Source organism: Anaerobacillus alkaliphilus, assembly GCF_004116265.1.
Classification (GTDB): domain Bacteria; phylum Bacillota; class Bacilli; order Bacillales; family Anaerobacillaceae; genus Anaerobacillus; species Anaerobacillus alkaliphilus.
Map to the genome: position 1 here is coordinate 107862 of NZ_QOUX01000001.1, position 19932 is coordinate 127793.

Consider the following 19932-nt stretch of genomic DNA (forward strand, 5'->3'; position numbering starts at 1 on the left):
CATGAAAGGAAAGATTACATGAAATATCAAGGGTTTGAAGAACGTTTGCAAAAAAATATATTAATCCTAGACGGTGCAATGGGAACAATGATTCAAAATAAAGAATTAACTGCCGATGATTTCGGTGGAGAAGAATTTGAGGGGTGTAATGAGTATCTGAATATAACTGCCCCAAAAGTTATCCAAGAGATTCATGAAGCCTATTTAGAGGCGGGTGCCGATATTATTGAAACGAATACCTTTGGTGCGACAAACATTGTCTTGGCAGATTATGACCTCCAAGATCTAGCAGTTGAAATTAATAAAAAAGCAGCTGAGATTGCAAAAGAAGCGACTGAAAAATTTTCTACAGAAGGTTGGCCGCGGTTTGTTGCAGGTTCCATGGGTCCAACTACAAAGGCTTTATCAGTAACAGGAGGAACAACTTTTGAGGAGCTAATTGAAGCCTACGAACAACAGGCTTACGGATTATTACTCGGTGGTGTTGATCTACTCTTACTAGAGACGAGTCAAGATACAAGAAATGTTAAGGCGGCGTATATAGGAATAGAGAATAGCTTTGCGAAATTTGGACGTAGAGTTCCGTTAATGATTTCCGGAACGATTGAACCAATGGGTACGACATTGGCTGGACAAAATATTGAAGCTTTCTATTTATCGATTGAACATATGAATCCGGCCGTTGTTGGCTTAAATTGTGCAACCGGACCTGAATTCATGCAAGACCACATTCGATCGTTAGCTGGGCTTTCTTCAACAGCAGTCATTTGTTTTCCGAATGCGGGCTTACCTGATGAAGAAGGTCACTACCATGAGTCACCTGAAATGTTAGCTAGGAAACTAAAGCAGTTTGCTGAAAAGGGTTGGCTAAACGTGGTAGGTGGATGCTGCGGAACAACTCCAGCTCATATATCAGCTATTCGTGAAGCTGTGAATGGTATTAAGCCTAGGGAGTTAATAACTGAACATCCTCATGCGTTAAGTGGAATTGAACCACTAATCTACGATGAATCAATGCGTCCTTTATTTGTAGGAGAGCGAACAAATGTTATCGGATCAAGAAAATTTAAGACATTAATTAAAGAAAGAAAATTTGAAGAGGCCTCTGAGATTGCTAGAGCCCAAGTAAAGAAGGGCGCACATATCGTTGATATTTGTTTAGCGGACCCCGATAGTGAAGAAATTGAGGATATCGAAAACTTCCTGCCGTATGTTATTAATAAGGTAAAAGTACCTTTGATGATTGACTCAACAGACGAAAAAGTAATTGAACGAGCGCTTACTTTTTCTCAAGGAAAATCAGTAATAAACTCAATAAATTTAGAAGATGGTGAAGAGCGTTTTGAAAGTGTTCTGCCAATTGTTCATAAATACGGGGCAGCAGTTGTTGTGGGAACAATTGATGAAATCGGGATGGCTGTAACAGCGGAAAGAAAACTTGAAGTCGCCCTAAGGTCCTTTGATTTATTAGTGACTAGATACGGAATGAAACCCAGAGATATTATATTTGACCCGCTTGTGTTTCCGGTTGGTACCGGTGATGAACAGTATATTGGCTCGGCAAAAGCGACCGTTGAAGGTATACGTTTGATCAAAGAAGCGCTCCCTGAATGCTTAACAATTCTAGGGATTAGTAATGTTTCGTTCGGGCTTCCACCTGTCGGCCGAGAAATCTTAAATTCGGTGTTTTTGTATCACTGTACTCAAGCAGGGCTAGACTATGCAATTGTCAATACTGAAAAATTAGAACGGTTTGCTTCCATAAGGGAAGAAGAGAGAGTTCTAGCTGAAAAAGTTCTATTTGAAACATCTGATCAAGTATTGGCTGATTTTACAGCTTTTTATCGTGGAAAAAAGAAAGAAGAAAAAAAGCCACAAACCAATTTAACACTTGAAGAACGCTTGCAGAGCTATATTGTCGAAGGGACAAAGGAAGGTTTACTACCTGATTTAGAGAAAGCATTAGACAAATATGATGCACCACTAGACATCATTAATGGCCCTTTAATGGCTGGTATGGATCAGGTTGGCAAGTTGTTTAATAATAACGAGTTGATTGTTGCTGAAGTATTACAAAGTGCTGAAGTGATGAAGGCGTCAGTGCAATACTTAGAACAGTTTATGGAAAAGAAGGATGATAGTGGAAAAGGAAAGATATTACTTGCAACTGTTAAGGGCGATGTTCATGATATCGGTAAGAATTTAGTAGAAATCATTTTAAGTAATAACGGATTTAAAGTTGTGAACCTTGGAATAAAAGTAACATCAAATGAATTAATTGAGGCTGTTAAAAGGGAAAATCCCGACGCAATTGGATTATCAGGATTGTTAGTCAAATCAGCTCAACAAATGGTATTAACAGCTGCTGATTTAAGAGAACAAAGTATTTCGATTCCAATTCTAGTAGGTGGTGCGGCTTTAACAAGAAAATTCACTGAATCTAAAATTCAAGAACAGTATGAGGGGCGCGTTCACTATGCGAAAGATGCAATGAACGGCTTAGAAATTGCAAATAACCTTTTTCATTCAGATGGTTTAAAAGAGAAGTTTGTTGTTAAAACAGAAGATGAAATAGAAGTTACAGTAACGAAAGAAGAAACAGTCACTGCAATTGAAACTCGCTCATTAGTGTCTAATACAAATCCTATCGCTGTTCCGAATGATTTAAAAAAGCATTCTTACTCAGATTATAAGCTCTCGCATATTAAGCCGTATATTAATATTCAAACACTATTAGGGAAGCATTTAGGCCTCAAAGGAAAAGTTGAGCGCTTATTAAGAGAAGGAAATGAAAAAGCAGTTGAGCTTAAAGAAAAGGTAGATGAACTTTTTTTTGAGATTGTAGAGAAAGAGCTGATTAAGGCGCGAGGTGTCTATCAATTTTTTCCTGCTCAATCCGAAGGAAACGACGTTATTATTTATGATCCTGAAGATACAAGCATAGAAATTGAAAGATTTTCATTTCCTAGACAGAGAAAAGCTCCATTTTTGTGTTTAGCAGATTTTCTTCGCTCAAAAGAGAGTGGTGAACTGGATTACGTCGGTTTCTTTGCAGTAACTGCAGGGGTTGGAGTCAGATCTTTAGCTACGAAATGGAAAGATGAAGGAAATTATTTACGAAGTCACTTACTTCAAGCATTAGCATTAGAGTTAGCGGAAGCTTTTGCAGAACATCTTCATCATATGATGAGGAATTCCTTTGGTATTTCAGATGACCCAGAATTAACAATGCAGGATCGCTTTTCAGCTAGATATCAAGGGGTTAGGGTTTCGTTTGGCTACCCGGCCTGCCCCGAATTATCTGATCAAAAGAAATTGTTTGGATTGTTAAGGCCACAAGAAATTGGCATAGAATTAACAGAAGAATATATGATGGATCCTGAAGCGTCTGTTTCGGCTATGGTCTTTGCACACCCTGAGGGAAGATATTTTAATGTTGAACAAATGTAATGTATCAAAGCGCTGCTGGAAAAGAATCCAGCGGCGTTTTTCATTTTTTAGGAAATTAAAAGTTTTAATTCTGTTAATATGTTTAATTTAAGTGATAGTCTAGCTCCAGTGCCCAGCCCCTCGAGGTCAAATAACCTGCCAGAGAAAAAGTGAAAATACGCACTTTTTTCTGACAGAACATTTGCTTGTCGGGGCTAACCGGAGCACTTGCGCTTTGTTCTTCCCTTTTTGAGTAATTAAGGTTTTTTGTATAAAAGATGGTAAATAACAAACACTATCCATATCTTTTCCATGAAAACAAGTAATTTCTTATAGGGAGGTATGACTAAATGAATAAGGCAATAGGAAAAATTCCTCTTTTAATCATGATATGTTTGCTTGCGTTTTCAACTTTTACGTCAGCACCACAGGTAAGCGCATTTTCTGAACAAATTATTCAGCGCGGAGCAACAGGTGATGACGTTGTTGAATTGCAAGCGAGACTCCAGTATATCGGTTTTTATCATGGAACGATTGATGGAGTCTATGGTTGGGGAACGTATTGGGCAGTAAGAAAGTACCAAGATGAGTTTGGTCTAGAAGTAGATGGATTAGTAGGTCCGCAAATGAAAGCAATGTTAGAGAAAAGTACCGATTTTGATTACGAATGGGTACATAAACAGTTTTACGAAGGAAGGAAATTTACTCATTATGGGCCAGATCCTAAGAAAAACCAAAGTGGTCCAAAAGGAAGTAAAATTCCACCACTAGAACAAAAAAGACGTCAGCAGCAAGGGCAAGGAACAGCACCAGGAACACCGGCACCTGGGGGCCAAGCACCTGAAGTAACACCAGGAGGAGAGACACCAGCGCCAGGGACACCAGCAGCACCAGGAGGAGAGACACCAGCGCCAGGGACACCAGCAACACCAGGAGAAACACCAGCAACACCAGGAGAAACACCAGCGCCAGGGACACCAGTAGCACCAGGAGAGACACCAGCACCAGGAGAAACCCCGGTTCCTGGAGAGCAAGCAGCACCTGAAACTGAACCTGTTCCTGATGAAGAACCTGTTCCTGATCAAACAACTGATGAAGGTCCAAATATTGAACAGGCAATTAATGTACCACAAGGTTTCTCGGAGAATGATATTCGAATTATGGCCCAAGCGGTTTACGGTGAAGCTCGAGGCGAGCCTTATATTGGTCAGGTGGCAGTCGCCGCGGTGATATTAAATCGAATTAATAGCCCAACTTTCCCGAATACACCATCTGGAGTTATCTTTGAACCACGTGCCTTTACGGCAGTAGCCGATGGACAAATTTATTTAGAACCTAATGAAACAGCCCGAAGAGCAGTTTTAGATGCGATTAATGGTCAAGACCCTTCTGGTCATGCTTTATACTACTTTAATCCTGATACTGCTACATCAGGTTGGATTTGGACAAGACCACAAATTAAGAAAATTGGTAAGCATATTTTCTGTAAATAATGGAGGTGAGATAAATGCTTAGAACAATATTAGTAGCAATTTTAGGTGTAGCAGTTGTATCAACTGCGTACTGGGGTTATCAAGAACACCAAGAAAAGAACTCGATATTAATTAAAGCTGAAAATACCTATCAACGAGCCTTCCACGATCTAACATTCAACTTAGATCAACTTCATGATGAAATTGGAGCTACTCTAGCGATGAACTCTAAGGATCAGCTTTCTCCATCTTTAGCAGATGTTTGGAGATTAACTTCAATGGCACAGATGAACCTAGGGCAGCTTCCGTTGACTTTAATGCCTTTTAGTAAGACAGAAGAGTATTTATATAAGGTTGGTAACTTCAGTTATCGAAATGCCATTCGCGATTTAGAGCATGAACCATTATCAGAAGAAGAGTATCAGACTCTCAACGAATTGTATAAACAAAGTGGTGAAATTCAAAATGAAATGCGTAAGGTCCAATCAATGGTGTTACAAGACAACTTACGTTGGATGGATGTTGAGTTAGCCTTGGCTTCTGAAGATGAGCCTTTAAACAATGCAATTGTTAACGGATTTCACATCGTAAATGAAAAAGTTGAGGGTTTTAGCGAAGTTGATTGGGGAGCAGACTTACCACAACTACAATCAAATGATGATTTACTGAATGAACGTTTAAACGGCGAGGAAGTTACAGCCGAAGAAGCAAAAGAAATTGCATTAAGGTTTGTAGAGTTAGAAAATGCAGAAATTCATATTGAGGAAACCGGTGAAGGTTTAGCGTATGGATCCTATTCGGTAAGAATTAATGATCCTGAGCATGAAGCTAATATTTTTATGGATATTTCCAAAAAAGGTGGGCACCCAATTTGGTTATTACAAGATCGTCAGGTTGGGGAAACAAACATTAGCTTAAATGAAGCATCCGAAAAAGCGAAAGAGTTGCTAGAAAAGAATGGCATAGAAGATATGCAAATCGTTGATAGTAAACAATACAATGCTGTAGGGGTATTTAACTTTGCTTACCTAAAAGACAACGTGAGAGTATACCCTGATGCAATTGTTGTTGAAGTTTCATTGCAGGATGGCGAAATTATTGGTTACGAGTCGTCCGCATATTTAACGAATCATCGTGATCGTGATGTGTCCCAACCGACCATTTCTGTAGAAGAGGCACAAGAGCGTTTAAATCCGTCTCTAGAGGTTATGGAACATCATGTAGCGCTAATAAAAAATGACCTCAGTGAAGAAGTCTTAACTTATGAGTTCTTTGGTGTTATTAACAATGATACCTATAGAATATTTATCAATGCCCAAACAGGCCATGAAGAAAAAATAGAGAAGCTTGACAATGCTGAACCGGTGTATAAGTCAGCATAATCAGTTTAAGAGCCATTAAGTGGAAACCCACTTAATGGTTTTTTCATCATGCAATAAATATAAGGTTATGGAATGATAAGTTCTATTCGGAATAGTATTTTTTTGCTAAGATAGGTTATATACAACTTTTATAGGAAAAAAACATCTTGGAAGGAAGTAGTAACCTTGCTTAATATCGGTGATACGATTTTTTTAGAGATAGATGATGAGAAAGAAGAAGAAAAACAAAGGTTTAAATGTCGATTAGTTGACCGAGTAAGGGAATATCTTTTCATTGACTATCCTATAAATGATCGAACAAAGAAAGTTGGTTTTTTTCACGATGGCACCCAATTTGGCGCGTCTTTTATCGGAAAAGATCAAGCTGTTTATTTATTTCAAACGCAATTAGTAGGTAGAAAAAAAGCTCGGATCCCAATGCTTGTTTTAATTGACCCAGGTCAAGATAAATATAATCGAATACAAAGAAGACAGCATGTTAGGGTTGATGCATCAATCGATGTTGCTGTGCATTCTATCAATAAAGAATTTACTCCTTTTGTTTCTGTAACAGCTGATATAAGTGGTGGGGGGATTGCTCTAGTCTTGCCTAAAAACCATACTTTCTCTGGTGGAGAAGATATTATTTGCTGGCTTTCTATACATTTGCAAACAGGGGAAATCAAATATGTAAAAGTAGAGTGCCATGTTATTCGAATAATCTCCACAAAGGATAGTCCAAGGGAAAAAGCCTCTATCCAATTTAGTAATATAAATGAAAACGACCGTCAAACAATTATTCGTTATGTGTTTGAGAGGCAACTTTACTTAAGAAAAAAAGGTATGACAGAATAAAAAAGGGCAATCTGATTTAAACTATCCCTAATAAATATCCATAAGTTGGAATAATGGTTTTTTCTAAAGGCTGTTTTCGGAAAGTTTGTTGCTTTCGTAAAAATCCCAAAAGCCGGATTTTCACACAAAATAATAAGAATTCACAACTAAGTTAGTAAGTATTGCTCTTTTCTTACATAATTTATTGGCGGATATTTGCATCTAGGGTATTTTTCCGATTATTTTAGGGTGAAAAAGCCACAATGTTTACGAAAAGAGCCTTTCTAAAAGACAACCGTTTTTTTTTCAGCAAAAAAGGAGATAGTTTGATGTTTGAAATCCTAAAAAAGTATGAGGGTGTTTTAGTAAAAGTGACATGCATACAATTTATTTTCTTGATCATTGCCCAAATTCTTCTTTATAAAAAGGAAGTTGCTCCCTACATAAGTAAAACGATTTTTTCAGAAGGTGTCTTTATCGAGTACGTGTATAGGACAATGGAAACATTAGACCAACTTACTACAATATGGTATCATATGTAATGATATCTGGAGTTTTAAGTATGTTTATTTTATAGGATTATATCCATAGTTGACAAATGTGAAATCAACAAGATGCTACTCATATTCTTGTTGTACTAGTTGAGGTGTTTTTAAGATGAATAAGATTAATATAGCCATTGATGGTCCAGCTGGTGCTGGAAAGAGTACTGTAGCTAAGTTAGTCGCAACAAGACTTGAATTTATCTATATAGATACAGGTGCAATGTATCGAGCTCTTACATACAAAGCGTTTCAGAACAAAATTGATTTTCACGATGAGGAAGAGCTAAATCTTTTGTTAAAAGATACAAATATTCAGTTAACATCAGCAGGAAAAGTGTATCTTGATGGGGAAGATGTATCTGAACAAATTCGCTCGCAAGAGGTAACAAATTCGGTTTCCTTTGTTGCTGCTCATAGCTCTGTTCGTCACGAGATGTTAGTAAGGCAACAAAATATGGCACAAAGTGGTGGAACAGTGATGGATGGCCGAGATATTGGAACAGCTGTATTGCCGAATGCTGAAGTCAAAGTTTTCTTATCTGCAACAGTAGAGGAACGTGCTAGACGTAGATATGAAGAAAATCAGGCCAAAGGAATTCCCACTGACTTCGAACAACTAAAGGATGAAATAGCTTTAAGAGATAAGCGGGACTCCGAAAGAGCGACGGCACCATTAAAAAAAGCGGATGATGCTATTGAGATCGATACGACCCAATTGTCGATTGAGCAGGTTGTAGCTTCGATCTTAGAGATAGTGGCAGGAAGGACTTGATGACCTTGAATTTGTACACGATTGGACAAGCTCTTTGTCGAGCCTATTTATCTACCTTGTATAAAGTAGAGGTAGTAGGAAAAGAAAATATTCCAAAAGATAAAGGTGTATTGCTTTGCTGTAATCACATTCATGCAATGGATCCACCTTTTTTAGGCTCTTATATTGAAAGGCCGATACACTATATGGCCAAGGCTGAACTTTTTGAAACCCCAATTTTAAAGTCTCTGATCCCTAAGCTCAATGCTTTTCCAATTAGACGTGGCATGAGTGATAAGCAAGCCTTAAGACAAGGACTAAAAATCTTAAAAGAAGACAAAGTATTAGGGATATTTCCTGAAGGAACTAGAAGTCAGACGGGAGAACTACAAGAGGGACTAGCTGGTGTAGGATTTTTTGCTCTAAAAACCGAAGCTGAAGTAGTTCCGAGTGCTATTATTGGTCCATATAAACCATTCAAGCCATTAAAAGTGGTTTATGGTAAGCCCCTAAATTTTAACGAATTAAGGGAATCGAGAGCTTCATCAGAAGAAGCTACGAAATACATAATGGAAGAAATAGCGCAATTGATTAGAGAACACGAACCACGTAACTAATGAAATCTCTTTCAAATTTAGAAAGATAAATCTTACCTATTTTATGTTGTATCCTAAAAACTTTTATTTGAAGGGTGGTAAACTTTATGTCAGAAGAAATGAATCAGGCAATGGACCAAGTTAAAACGTTTGTCGAAGGTGAAGTTGTAACAGGTACGGTAACAAAGGTAGAAGACAAAGTAGTATTTGTGAATGTTGGTTATAAAGTAGATGGAATTATTCCAATCAGTGAACTATCTAGCCTTCATGTTGAAAATGCCTCTGAAGTAGTTTCAGCAGGGGATGAGTTTCAATTAAAAGTAATCAAAGTAACTGAAGAAGAAGTTGTCCTTTCAAAACGTGCTGTTCAGGCTGAAGTAGCATGGGAAGATCTTCAACAGAAATTTGAAAAAGGCGAGATATTTGAAGCTCAAGTTGCGGATGTAGTCAAGGGTGGATTAGTCGTTGATGTTGGCATTAGAGGTTTTATACCTGCGTCTTTAGTAGAAAGACACTTTGTCGAAGATTTTTCCGATTATAAGGGAAAAACATTAAGATTGAAAGTTGCTGAAATTGATAAAGAAGCAAACAAACTTATCTTATCTCAGCGGGCTCTGTTAGATGAAGAAGCTGAAGCTCAAAAGAAAGCTGCTATGACTGAGATAAAGACAGGTCAAATTGTTGAAGGAACTGTTCAACGATTAACAAATTTTGGTGCGTTTATTGACATCGGAGGCATTGATGGGCTTGTTCATATCTCACAAATGGCTCATCAACGTGTAGAAAAGCCATCAGATGTCCTTAACGAAGGTGATAAGGTTAAGGTGAAAATACTTTCGGTTGATGACACAAATGGTCGTATTTCTCTATCAATTAAAGATACACAACCAGGCCCATGGGAACAAGTTATCGAGAGCATTCAAACAGGTGATGTTGTTGAAGGTGAAGTGAAACGTCTTGTGTCATTTGGTGCTTTTGTAGAAATAGCACCGGGAGTAGAAGGGTTAGTTCATATCTCACAGATTGCAAATCGTCACATTGGAACTCCAAGCGAAGCCTTAAAAGTAGGAGAAGTTGTTAAAGCAAAGGTGTTAGATATTAATACAAATGAAAAACGAATTTCGTTAAGTATTCGTGAGCTACTAGAAGCAGAGGAAAAAGCAAATATCCCAACACAACAATATCAGCGTGATGAAGAAACGAGTGGTTTTTCACTAGCTGATGTAATAGGAGAGCAATTAAAAAAGTTTAAATAGTAGGTGAATGGTTTGGACAGAGCTTCGAGAAAAATTGAACATATTGAACACACATTAAAGCTTTCATCAAATGAGCCAAATTCGTTCAAAGATATTAAATTTGTTCACCAAAGCATACCTAACATTGATGTTGAACATGTTGAAATTCATACAACTGTCGGCGAACTACCTTTAAGTTCGCCAATTTTTATCAATGCAATGACAGGTGGAGGCGGGGAAAGAACGATAAGCATTAATCGTTCGTTAGCAAGAGTAGCACAGAAGTATAATCTTGCTATGGCTGTAGGCTCACAAATGGCTGCGATTAGAGATAAAAATGAAAGAGCTACATTTGAGGTAGTAAGAAAAGAAAATCCTACGGGTATCATTATTAGTAATATTGGTAGTGAAGCTACTGTCGAACAGGCCAAAGAGGCTGTCGAGATGTTACGTGCTGATGCTTTACAAATCCATCTAAATGTAGTGCAAGAATTAGTAATGCCAGAAGGAGATCGTACATTTTCTGGTGTGTTGGAAAGAATTAAAGATATCGTTGATGAACTTTCCATCCCAGTCATTGTTAAAGAAGTTGGCTTTGGCATGAGTAAGGAAACAGCTACAAAATTGGCAAATGTGGGTGTGAACGTTATAGATGTAGGAGGGTCAGGTGGGACAAACTTCGCGAAAATAGAAAATCTTCGTAGAGAGTTTACTCTTGATCTATTTAACGACTGGGGAATTTCTACTGCTGCTTCTATCTGTGAAGTAAAACAATCGCAACCATTTTTTTCTGTGATTGGGACAGGTGGAATAAGAACTGGTTTAGATATAGCCAAAGCTCTTAGCCTAGGTGCCTCTGCAGTTGGTGTTGCAGGGTTATTGTTAAAGGAGCTTCATGATAACGGAGAAGAAGGACTAGAAATGACAATCGAGAGGCTGATGAATGAACTTAAAATGGTGATGACAGCCTTGGGGATTAGAAAAATTGATGAGTTAAGAAAAGTTCCGCTCGTTATTAGTGGTGAAACGTTCCATTGGCTAAAGCAGCGTGGTATCCCAACAAAAAACTACTCTCAAAGAGTTTATCCACATTAAGAAGAGGAGGACGATAACGTCCCCTCTTCTTTTTTCAGATACAAAATTTTTATCGTTGCCTTTTTCTAGCCTCTTCTGGCCCTTCTAATCGAGTTGCTCCACCATAGTGAAGAGCTTGATCACGATCCATTTCTACTTTCCCTGATTTTCGTAACTTCTTTTCTTGGCGATCTTTACCCAATTTGTCTCACCATCCTTTCATGGCTATTTTTCGTAAAAGAACAAGTGTCTATACTTATTGTAGTTATCAGAAATTTTCATTACTTTGATTATTTTTGCTTTTTTTTTCCTATAATGAAAGTGGAGGAGTTGCTACATGGAAGGAATTTATTTCTATTGGCTTTTTTGGATTGGGTGGGTATATACGACTTTTTTGCTAAGAAAAACGAAAGAACGATTAGTGATTGGTGCTGGAATACTTCTATTAATCATTTTATCAAGTAGACATCTCGTTGTTGGGGAATATATAGTAAATGGTACAATCGCGCTTTCTTTACTTATAGGATATTATTTGATTTCAAAAAATAGGGTAGGAGTAGTTGTCTTTTTTTTGTGTGTTAGTATCATTTCGACGATTTCCTATGTGACATTTCGACTGTTTCAGTTGTACGATCCTGTTTGGGTGATGTTTCACCCTACCCTTAAATTATCATTTTTATTAGTTATTTTGATCCTCGTATTAGTGAAAGACCAACAGATGAGAATAGCTTTACTTTTTGTCACTGTTGCACAAGGTGAATTAGTCTACACGATTTTTTTAAGCACAATTGTTCCAGAATTTCTTATAGGTCAACGGGAGAGCCTAGATATTATAGCAATCACCTCATGTATTATCTTCTTATGGTATGCATTTGAAAGGTTAGTTACTTTATTGGATGAGCTAGTGAAAAAACGAACGGTTTTAAGGACGTCAAGACGATAAAAAGGTATTTGAAAGAAAATCTTGTCTCTTTATATTGTTTTTTGATAAAATGGATAAGCTAAGATTTAAAGGAAAAGATTACCCTTCTATCTAAAATAGAAGGGTTTTGCTTTACGTAAAGTAGGTAGTAGTGGAAATTGGTCTATACAAATACCAAACCTAGGCTTGCTTCTTTAAGTTGAAAATAATTAAAAATAATTACTTAGTTTTTCAAATGAAAAATTTATAGGTGATAAAAAGGAAGGTAATTAATTATGTCAAAACCTGTAGTAGCTATTGTGGGACGGCCAAATGTTGGAAAGTCTACGATCTTTAATAGGATCGTAGGAGAAAGAGTATCCATTGTTGAAGATATGCCAGGAGTAACTAGAGACCGTATTTATAGTTCTGGTGAATGGCTAAATAAAGACTTTAATTTAATTGATACTGGTGGAATTGAGATTACTGAAGAACCACTATTAACACAAATGAGACAACAAGCGGAAATTGCCATTGATGAAGCTGATGTAATCATTTTTATTGTAAATGGTCGGGAAGGAATTACTAGTGCTGATGAGGAAGTTGCAAAGCTATTGTTTCGCTCAAAAAAACCAATTGTTTTAGGTGTTAATAAGATTGATAATCCAGAAATGCGTGAACAATTATATGAATTTTATTCTTTAGGAATGGGAGATCCTGTTGCTATTTCAGGGTCCCATGGATTAGGTTTAGGTGATTTACTTGATGAAGTAATTAAACATTTTCCTGAAGGAGAAGAAGTTCCCTACGATGAAGAGACAATTCGTGTATCTTTAATTGGGCGTCCAAATGTAGGGAAATCATCGTTAGTAAATGCTCTTTTAGGAGAAGAACGGGTAATTGTTAGTAGTATTGCTGGAACAACAAGGGATGCGATTGATACACCATTTACTGTTGATGATCAAGAGTATGTATTAATTGATACAGCAGGTATGAGAAAAAAAGGAAAAGTGTACGAGAGTACCGAAAAATATAGTGTATTAAGAGCATTAAAGGCCATCGAGAGATCTGATGTTGTCCTTGTCGTTTTAAATGCTGAAGAAGGCATTATTGAACAAGACAAAAAAATAGCTGGTTATGCTCACGAGGCAGGACGAGCAGTAATTATTGTTGTAAACAAGTGGGACGCGATAACCAAAGATGATAAAACATTACAGACATTTGAGCAAAAAGTAAAGGATCACTTTTTATTTTTAGATTATGCTCCTATCTTGTTTGTTTCTGCTCATACAAAACAACGTTTAAATACCATTTTACCTTTGGTGAATGAGGTTGCAGAAAATCATACTTTACGTGTACCAACCAATGTTCTTAATGAATTAATCATGGATTCAGTTGCTATGAACCCAGCACCTACGGACAAAGGAAAGCGTTTGAGAATTAATTATGCTACCCAAGTAGCTATTAAACCGCCGACGTTCGTTATTTTCGTTAATGAACCAGAATTACTGCATTTTTCATATGAAAGGTTTTTAGAAAATCGAATTAGAGCAACCTTTGAGTTTAAAGGAACACCGATAAGAATTTTTGCAAGAAAAAAGAATGATTAATCATTTCTAATTGGATTACTCAAGGGTAATGGGGGAGGTAGAATATGAATATTTTTATTTCAGTACTAGTAGGCTATTTACTAGGGTCAATTAGTTTTAGTTATGTGTTTGGCCAAAAGCTAAAAAAGCTTGATATTCGCCAACATGGCAGCGGAAATGCTGGAGCGACGAATACACTGCGTGTCCTGGGGGTAGGGCCAGCAATCGGTGTATTATTACTAGATGCCCTTAAGGGGATTGTAGCGGTCTTATTAGCTCTTTATTTAGCTGGAGAGGGACTTGCTCCTGCTCTTGCAGGGTTAGCAGCCATTATCGGGCATAATTGGCCAATTTTCCTTAGATTCAAAGGTGGAAAAGGAGTTGCTACAACAATAGGAGTCCTTGCAACCCTAGTCTTTTGGCCTGCCCTTATTGCCGGTCTTGTGGCCATTTTAAGCATCGTTGTGTCAAGATTTGTATCCTTAGGGTCATTGTTATTTTTGCTACTGACGACAATCATTACAGCTCTATTTAGGGAGTATTTTGCGTATCCAATTGAGTATGTATATTTAATGATTGCGGTAACGATTTTGTCGTTTTGGAGACATCGTACAAACATTTCAAGGCTCATTAAAGGAAATGAAAGTAAAATCGGTCAAAAAGCAAATCAATAGGGGGATGGAATCATGGCAACTATAACAGTTTTCGGCGCGGGCAGTTGGGGAAGTGCACTAAGTATTGTTTTAGCTGACAATAACCATCAAGTACGCCTCTGGGGAAGAGACGAGCGTCAGATACAGGAAATTAATGAAGAGCGTACCAACGAAAAGTACCTGCCAGGTACCACAATACCGAGTAATGTTAAAGCTTATACAAACGTGAATGACGCATTAAATGGGGTTGAAGCAATTTTACTTGTTGTACCTACCAAGGCAATGCGAGGAGTTTTAGCTGAAATTCGCGCGTCGTTGACAACGAAAGTTACGTTTATTCATGCAAGCAAAGGTATTGAACCTGACAGTCTCAAACGTATATCAGAAATGATTGAAGAAGAAATACCTGAGCATTTGCGTAAATCCGTTGTCGTTTTATCTGGACCGAGTCATGCTGAGGAAGTTAGTCTACGTCAACCGACTACTGTCACAAGTTCATCCCTACATAATGAAGAAGCTGAGTATGTGCAAGATTTATTTATGAATAAGCATTTTCGAGTGTATACTAACCCGGATTTACTCGGGGTTGAACTTGGTGGTGCCTTGAAAAATATTATTGCTCTAGGAGCAGGGTTAACGAATGGTTTAGGCTACGGTGATAATGCAAAAGCAGCCCTTATGACAAGAGGATTAGCTGAAATTGCAAGACTTGGAGTGAAACTTGGTGCAAATCCGTTAACTTTTGCAGGCCTTTCTGGATTAGGTGACTTAATTGTTACTTGTACAAGTGTTCATAGTCGAAACTGGAGAGCAGGGAATTTACTTGGTCAGGGCAATTCTTTAGACGAGGTATTAGCTAACATGGGAATGGCTGTAGAAGGAGTTCGAACTACGAAGGCGGCCTACCAATTGGCGCTTCGAGAAGGTGTGGAAATGCCTATTACAGCAGTCTTATATGATGTATTATTTAACAATAAGCAACCGCAAATAGCTGTTGAGGAACTCATGGGTCGAGTAAAGACTCATGAAGTCGAGAATTTAAGCTTTTAACATGGCTCTTTTCGTAAACACTGTGCTTGTTTACCCTAAAATAATCGGAAAAAACCTTAGATGAAGATACCACCCATTATAATAAGTAAGAAAAGAGCAATACTTACTAAATGAGTGGTGAATTCTTAGTATTTTGTGTAAAAATCCGGTTTTTGGGATTTTTACGAAAGCAACAAATTTTCGAAAACATACTTTAACATAGAACAAAACCAATGTTGCTAGGCTAATACAATATTGGTTTTTCTATTTTGAGAACAAAACTTTCACAATAGTGCGCCTGTGGCATATGATATGTTGAAACTTACTTTTAGGGAGGACATTATTGTGGAGAAAAATAACAATCTTTTTGATAACTTAGAAAAGAAAACAAACGTAAAGCAACAAGATATATTTAATTTAGCAAATTCTGTTAGCGGAGCTAACTTTAAAGATGAGCAAACTGTACGGAACCTAATTCAGCAAGTTTCTAAGTTAGCAAACAAACCAGTGCCAAAAGAAAAAGAGGATGAACTAGTAAAGGCGATCACTAATAATAATCTTCCACTAGATTTTGCTTCTCTTTCAAAAATGTTCGGGAAAAAATAGACTTATATAGGCTAGTGTTATCTACGCTTTGTTTTATACATGCATATAATGAAACGGAACCAACATTAACAAGGGCTCTTTTTAGGAATAAGTATTTAGCTCACTAACATAAGAAATCGCCCCTTCTTCTGTTAGTTATAAAGAATTCTAAAAAAACCTCAAGTATTGGCTGCGTAGTCAAATTGTTGTTAGTTTGGTAAAGTGTCTGATGGTCACGCCTATTGTGACCATCTTTTTTTGATGGTTTTTACCGTAAAGGGTTTTAATATGAAAAATCTTAGTTTTTATGCTATAATAATTCGACAATTATCTTAAATATAGGCATGAAAAATGGAGGAAGAACATGAGTGAAAGTTTAATGAAGATGTGGGTGTCGTTTATAGCGATGGGATTAATGTTTATTGCTGTTTTTGGATCACATTTTGCCAGACAAAAGCTTACAGGTATTATTCAAAAAATCATCTTAGGTATTGCGTTTATATGTATTGTATTTGCAGGAATTATCATTTTATTAATTGTAGTGAATGTTCCTACTGCATAAATAATAGAGTAATTGAGGTTGATTGAATTGAAAAAGCTATTACTAGTATTGATAGCACTTATCTTTTTACTATCAGGGTGCTTATATCCAAGTGAAAAAAGGGTCGAGAACCAAGTTCCCTATCAAGATCAGATACTTTCTGTACAACATGCTGTTGTTCAGTATCGTCTTGAAAATCAAGACTTACCGGTTCATCTTCGGGATACTGAAACAAATGAATTTCAACAATATTTAGTTAATTTCCAAAGGTTAGTACCGAAATATTTACAGCAACCACCAGGAAATTCGTTTGAAAACGGTGGTGTTTACCAGTACGTACTAGTTGATGTTGAGAAACACCCTCAAGTAAAGCTTATTGACTTAACGATAACAAGGGGTATTCAAGAATTGCAGCGAAATGTGAATGATTACCGTCGAAAACATCGTTTTGCTCCTGTGAAGGAAGTTGTCGCTACTGGAGTATTTTTATTAGACTACGAAAAATTGAGACTTAAAGAGCAACCAACTGTTAGAAGTCCTTTCCACCCAGATCACCGCTTACCTCTTTACATCGATGGAAATGGACAGGTTCTTGTAGACTATTCAATAGATTTGCTATATGCCTTATCTAAGTTTGAACATAATTTCCAAGAAGGTGATGATGTACGTAGCATTCTTGTTGATCATTTTCCATTTGTCCCTGCCTATTCTGTACCGTATACAATAAAAGAAGGCAAAGTAGTATTTTCTCAAAATTAAATATAAAGAACTTAAAATAATAGTTATATAGTGCCTCTTCCTGCATATACATACAAAAAGGAAGGGGCTTTTTTGTGTTCATTTAATTAATACATAAAGCCAAGACTCTACTAAGTTCATATCAACTAGGCTAAGATGTAATGACTTTTTGGGGTAAGTGGGTGATGAGTAAAAAACATAAAAAAGTATACCTGTTATTTCTTTTTAAATATCTTTTTGGGAACAAGTGTCATATTTGTTGGACAACATCATATGTATATATTGTCCAAGAAAAAAACTATCGAACTGGAAGCTTCCACGATAACTTTATGTACTACTATATTTAGTAAAAGTCCTAAAAGTCGTGGATGAAATATTTTAAACAAATGATTCGGGAGGGGATCACGTGGAAAAGGTTGATGTCTTTAAAGATATCGCTGAGAGAACGGGTGGCGATATTTATTTAGGAGTGGTGGGCTCCGTTAGAACAGGGAAGTCGACATTTATTAAAAAGTTTATGGAGTTAGTAGTAATTCCAAATATTGCAAATGAGGCTGAAAAAGCCAGAGCTAAAGATGAATTACCTCAAAGTGCTGCAGGAAAACAAATTATGACTACTGAGCCAAAGTTTGTCCCAAATCATGCTTCTACAATCCATGTTGATGAAGGACTAGATGTGAACATTAGGCTTGTAGATTGTGTTGGGTATACAGTTCCTGGTGCTACAGGTTATGAGGATGAGAATGGTCCTCGAATGATCAATACACCATGGTATGAGGAGCCAATTCCTTTCCAAGAAGCGGCAGAAATTGGTACGAGAAAGGTGATACAAGAGCATTCCACGTTAGGGGTGGTCATTACTACGGACGGTTCAATTGGTGAAATTCCTCGAGCAAATTATCTTGAGTCTGAGGAAAGAGTCATTAATGAATTAAAAGAAGTAGGTAAGCCATTTATCGTTATCATTAATTCTGTGCGCCCGCAACACCCTGATACAGAGGCGCTTAGACAAGAGTTAATGGAAAAGCATGATGTTCCAGTTTTAGCTTTAAGTGTGGAAAGCATGAATGAACAAGACATTAATAGCGTTTTGAGAGAGGTTCTATTTGAATTCCCAGTACATGAAGTAAACGTAAACCTGCCAAGCTGGGTAATGGTGTTGAAAGAAGAGCATTGGTTACGTCAGAGTTATGAAGAAGCTGTTCGTGACACAGTGAAAGATATCAAGCGACTACGTGATGTAGATCGTGTTGTAGGATTATTTGGTGAATTTGAATTCATTGACCATGCTAGTTTAGCGGGCATTGAGATGGGCGTTGGTGTCGCGGAAATTGACCTTTATGCTCCAGACGACCTTTATGACCAAATCTTAAAAGAGGTTGTTGGAGTTGAAATTAGAGGGAAAGATCATCTGCTCCAGCTAATGCAAGATTTTGCTCATGCTAAAGCAGAATACGACCAAGTAGCAGACGCGCTTAAAATGGTTAAACAAACAGGCTACGGTATTGCTGCACCATCAATCAGTGACATGAGCTTAGATGAGCCTGAAATCATTCGTCAAGGATCAAGGTTTGGTGTTCGTCTTAAAGCTGTTGCGCCATCAATCCACATGATTAAAGTAGACGTAGAGTCAGAATTTGCACCAATCATTGGAACAGAAAAGCAAAGTGAAGAGCTTGTTCGCTACTTGATGCAAGACTTTGAAGACAATCCGTTATCCATTTGGAATTCAGATATCTTTGGTCGTTCATTAAATTCCATCGTTCGTGAGGGAATCCAAGCGAAGTTATCATTAATGCCTGAAAACGCAAGATATAAACTTAAAGAAACTCTTGAAAGAATTATTAACGAAGGTTCAGGCGGATTAATCGCGATTATCTTATAATAACTACTAAACCGTAAAAACTCTCCAGATTTTTGGAGAGTTTTTTTGTATTTCTTATGGCTTGTCAAGTGAAAAAAATCGCCGAAAAAATACAATAAAATATAATATTTGCCAACCTGTAATAATTATGATAAAATTCCCTAAACTGATAGTATTTTTTTTAGGTAAAACGTGAAAATTTAGGAAAAAAAGTTTTAAATATGCAAGGAATTATCGAAAACATATTGAATTATTTTAGCTGATCGTTTAATATAAGGCTTGTTATTCAAGTATTTCCTTTAAAACAAGTATAAAAACTGTGAAAATGTGCAAGAAATTGAATAACGCGAAATTTTGGGAGGAGGTGAAATCCATGAACAAAACAGAATTAATCAATGCAGTTGCTGAGAAGTCAAGTCTTTCTAAGAAAGATGCAACTAGTGCAGTTGATGCTGTATTCGAAGCAATTACTGACTCTCTTCAAAGTGGGGATAAAGTACAATTAATCGGATTTGGTAACTTTGAGGTACGTGAGCGTGCTGCTCGTAAAGGACGCAACCCTCAAACAGGTGAAGAAATCGAAATCGCTGCTAGTAAAGTTCCAGCGTTTAAACCTGGTAAACAACTGAAAGATGCAGTAAAATAATCCTATACATATAGGGAAAGAAGAGATGTGAGAACATCTCTTCTTTTTTATGTTTTTATATCTAGATCATTTCTTTCTGGACATGATAA

At 37.1% G+C, this 19932-nt stretch carries 19 protein-coding genes; 18 read left to right on the top strand and 1 reads right to left on the bottom strand.

The window, feature by feature from the left end:
* The first annotated feature begins 18 nt into the window (after positions 1-18).
* From metH to fni, 9 genes are all read left to right on the top strand, one after another.
* A complete protein-coding gene (gene metH / locus DS745_RS00585; RefSeq protein ID WP_129076264.1) occupies positions 19-3450 on the top strand; it encodes a methionine synthase in 3432 nt (1143 codons plus the stop codon).
* 329 nt (positions 3451-3779) lie between these two features.
* On the top strand, positions 3780-4922 hold the full coding sequence (locus DS745_RS00590; protein ID WP_129076265.1) for a cell wall hydrolase: 1143 nt from the start codon (positions 3780-3782) through the stop codon (positions 4920-4922).
* A gap of 14 nt (positions 4923-4936) precedes the next feature.
* The gene (ypeB, locus tag DS745_RS00595; RefSeq protein WP_129076266.1) at positions 4937-6283 is read left to right on the top strand and encodes a germination protein YpeB; all 1347 of its coding nucleotides are present in this window, start codon (positions 4937-4939) and stop codon (positions 6281-6283) included.
* A 165-nt stretch (positions 6284-6448) separates the two neighbouring features.
* Positions 6449-7117: a flagellar brake protein gene (locus tag DS745_RS00600; protein WP_129076267.1), complete on the top strand. Its 669-nt coding sequence runs from the start codon at positions 6449-6451 to the stop codon at positions 7115-7117.
* A 308-nt stretch (positions 7118-7425) separates the two neighbouring features.
* Positions 7426-7638 (top strand): DUF5359 family protein, encoded by a 213-nt coding sequence (locus DS745_RS00605; RefSeq protein ID WP_129076268.1) that lies wholly within the window; start codon positions 7426-7428, stop codon positions 7636-7638.
* A gap of 115 nt (positions 7639-7753) precedes the next feature.
* Positions 7754-8413 (top strand): (d)CMP kinase, encoded by a 660-nt coding sequence (gene cmk / locus DS745_RS00610; RefSeq protein WP_129076269.1) that lies wholly within the window; start codon positions 7754-7756, stop codon positions 8411-8413.
* Between the two features lie 5 nt (positions 8414-8418).
* Entirely contained in the window at positions 8419-9009 is a 591-nt protein-coding gene (locus DS745_RS00615; RefSeq protein ID WP_421721799.1) for a lysophospholipid acyltransferase family protein, read from the top strand.
* An 86-nt stretch (positions 9010-9095) separates the two neighbouring features.
* Positions 9096-10244: a 30S ribosomal protein S1 gene (gene rpsA / locus DS745_RS00620; protein WP_129076271.1), complete on the top strand. Its 1149-nt coding sequence runs from the start codon at positions 9096-9098 to the stop codon at positions 10242-10244.
* Between the two features lie 12 nt (positions 10245-10256).
* Entirely contained in the window at positions 10257-11318 is a 1062-nt protein-coding gene (gene fni / locus DS745_RS00625) for a type 2 isopentenyl-diphosphate Delta-isomerase (protein WP_129076272.1), read from the top strand.
* A gap of 49 nt (positions 11319-11367) precedes the next feature.
* Here fni and DS745_RS00630 read toward each other — a convergent pair whose 3' ends face one another.
* Positions 11368-11499: a YpzI family protein gene (locus DS745_RS00630; RefSeq protein WP_129076273.1), complete on the bottom strand. Its 132-nt coding sequence runs from the start codon at positions 11497-11499 to the stop codon at positions 11368-11370.
* A gap of 135 nt (positions 11500-11634) precedes the next feature.
* Between DS745_RS00630 and DS745_RS00635 the strand changes: the two genes are divergently transcribed.
* The 9 genes from DS745_RS00635 to DS745_RS00675 all read left to right on the top strand — a co-directional run bounded on the left by DS745_RS00635 (position 11635) and on the right by DS745_RS00675 (position 19843).
* Positions 11635-12240 (top strand): YphA family membrane protein, encoded by a 606-nt coding sequence (locus DS745_RS00635; RefSeq protein ID WP_129076274.1) that lies wholly within the window; start codon positions 11635-11637, stop codon positions 12238-12240.
* Between the two features lie 254 nt (positions 12241-12494).
* Positions 12495-13808: a ribosome biogenesis GTPase Der gene (der, locus tag DS745_RS00640; protein WP_129076275.1), complete on the top strand. Its 1314-nt coding sequence runs from the start codon at positions 12495-12497 to the stop codon at positions 13806-13808.
* A 44-nt stretch (positions 13809-13852) separates the two neighbouring features.
* Positions 13853-14461 (top strand): glycerol-3-phosphate 1-O-acyltransferase PlsY, encoded by a 609-nt coding sequence (plsY, locus tag DS745_RS00645; protein WP_129076276.1) that lies wholly within the window; start codon positions 13853-13855, stop codon positions 14459-14461.
* Positions 14462-14473: 12 nt separating this feature from the next.
* Positions 14474-15490, top strand: coding sequence for an NAD(P)H-dependent glycerol-3-phosphate dehydrogenase (locus tag DS745_RS00650; protein ID WP_129076277.1), 1017 nt, complete (start codon positions 14474-14476; stop codon positions 15488-15490).
* 291 nt (positions 15491-15781) lie between these two features.
* Positions 15782-16075 (top strand): stage VI sporulation protein F, encoded by a 294-nt coding sequence (locus DS745_RS00655; RefSeq protein WP_129076278.1) that lies wholly within the window; start codon positions 15782-15784, stop codon positions 16073-16075.
* 343 nt (positions 16076-16418) lie between these two features.
* Positions 16419-16616, top strand: a complete 198-nt coding sequence (locus DS745_RS00660) for a DUF2768 domain-containing protein (protein ID WP_129076279.1) — start codon at positions 16419-16421, stop codon at positions 16614-16616.
* A gap of 27 nt (positions 16617-16643) precedes the next feature.
* Complete coding sequence (locus tag DS745_RS00665; RefSeq protein ID WP_129076280.1) at positions 16644-17354, top strand: hypothetical protein; 711 nt, start codon at positions 16644-16646, stop codon at positions 17352-17354.
* 385 nt (positions 17355-17739) lie between these two features.
* A complete protein-coding gene (gene spoIVA / locus DS745_RS00670; RefSeq protein WP_129076281.1) occupies positions 17740-19218 on the top strand; it encodes a stage IV sporulation protein A in 1479 nt (492 codons plus the stop codon).
* 352 nt (positions 19219-19570) lie between these two features.
* The gene (locus tag DS745_RS00675) at positions 19571-19843 is read left to right on the top strand and encodes an HU family DNA-binding protein (protein ID WP_153188165.1); all 273 of its coding nucleotides are present in this window, start codon (positions 19571-19573) and stop codon (positions 19841-19843) included.
* Positions 19844-19932 lie beyond the last annotated feature (89 nt).

Coding starts and splice junctions, on each gene's coding strand:
- metH (WP_129076264.1), top strand. CDS start 19: ATGAAATATCAAGGGTTTGAAGAACGTTTGCAAAAAAATATATTAATC.
- DS745_RS00590 (WP_129076265.1), top strand. CDS start 3,780: ATGAATAAGGCAATAGGAAAAATTCCTCTTTTAATCATGATATGTTTG.
- ypeB (WP_129076266.1), top strand. CDS start 4,937: ATGCTTAGAACAATATTAGTAGCAATTTTAGGTGTAGCAGTTGTATCA.
- DS745_RS00605 (WP_129076268.1), top strand. CDS start 7,426: ATGTTTGAAATCCTAAAAAAGTATGAGGGTGTTTTAGTAAAAGTGACA.
- cmk (WP_129076269.1), top strand. CDS start 7,754: ATGAATAAGATTAATATAGCCATTGATGGTCCAGCTGGTGCTGGAAAG.
- rpsA (WP_129076271.1), top strand. CDS start 9,096: ATGTCAGAAGAAATGAATCAGGCAATGGACCAAGTTAAAACGTTTGTC.
- DS745_RS00635 (WP_129076274.1), top strand. CDS start 11,635: ATGGAAGGAATTTATTTCTATTGGCTTTTTTGGATTGGGTGGGTATAT.
- der (WP_129076275.1), top strand. CDS start 12,495: ATGTCAAAACCTGTAGTAGCTATTGTGGGACGGCCAAATGTTGGAAAG.
- plsY (WP_129076276.1), top strand. CDS start 13,853: ATGAATATTTTTATTTCAGTACTAGTAGGCTATTTACTAGGGTCAATT.
- DS745_RS00650 (WP_129076277.1), top strand. CDS start 14,474: ATGGCAACTATAACAGTTTTCGGCGCGGGCAGTTGGGGAAGTGCACTA.
- DS745_RS00655 (WP_129076278.1), top strand. CDS start 15,782: ATGTTGAAACTTACTTTTAGGGAGGACATTATTGTGGAGAAAAATAAC.
- DS745_RS00660 (WP_129076279.1), top strand. CDS start 16,419: ATGAGTGAAAGTTTAATGAAGATGTGGGTGTCGTTTATAGCGATGGGA.
- DS745_RS00675 (WP_153188165.1), top strand. CDS start 19,571: ATGAACAAAACAGAATTAATCAATGCAGTTGCTGAGAAGTCAAGTCTT.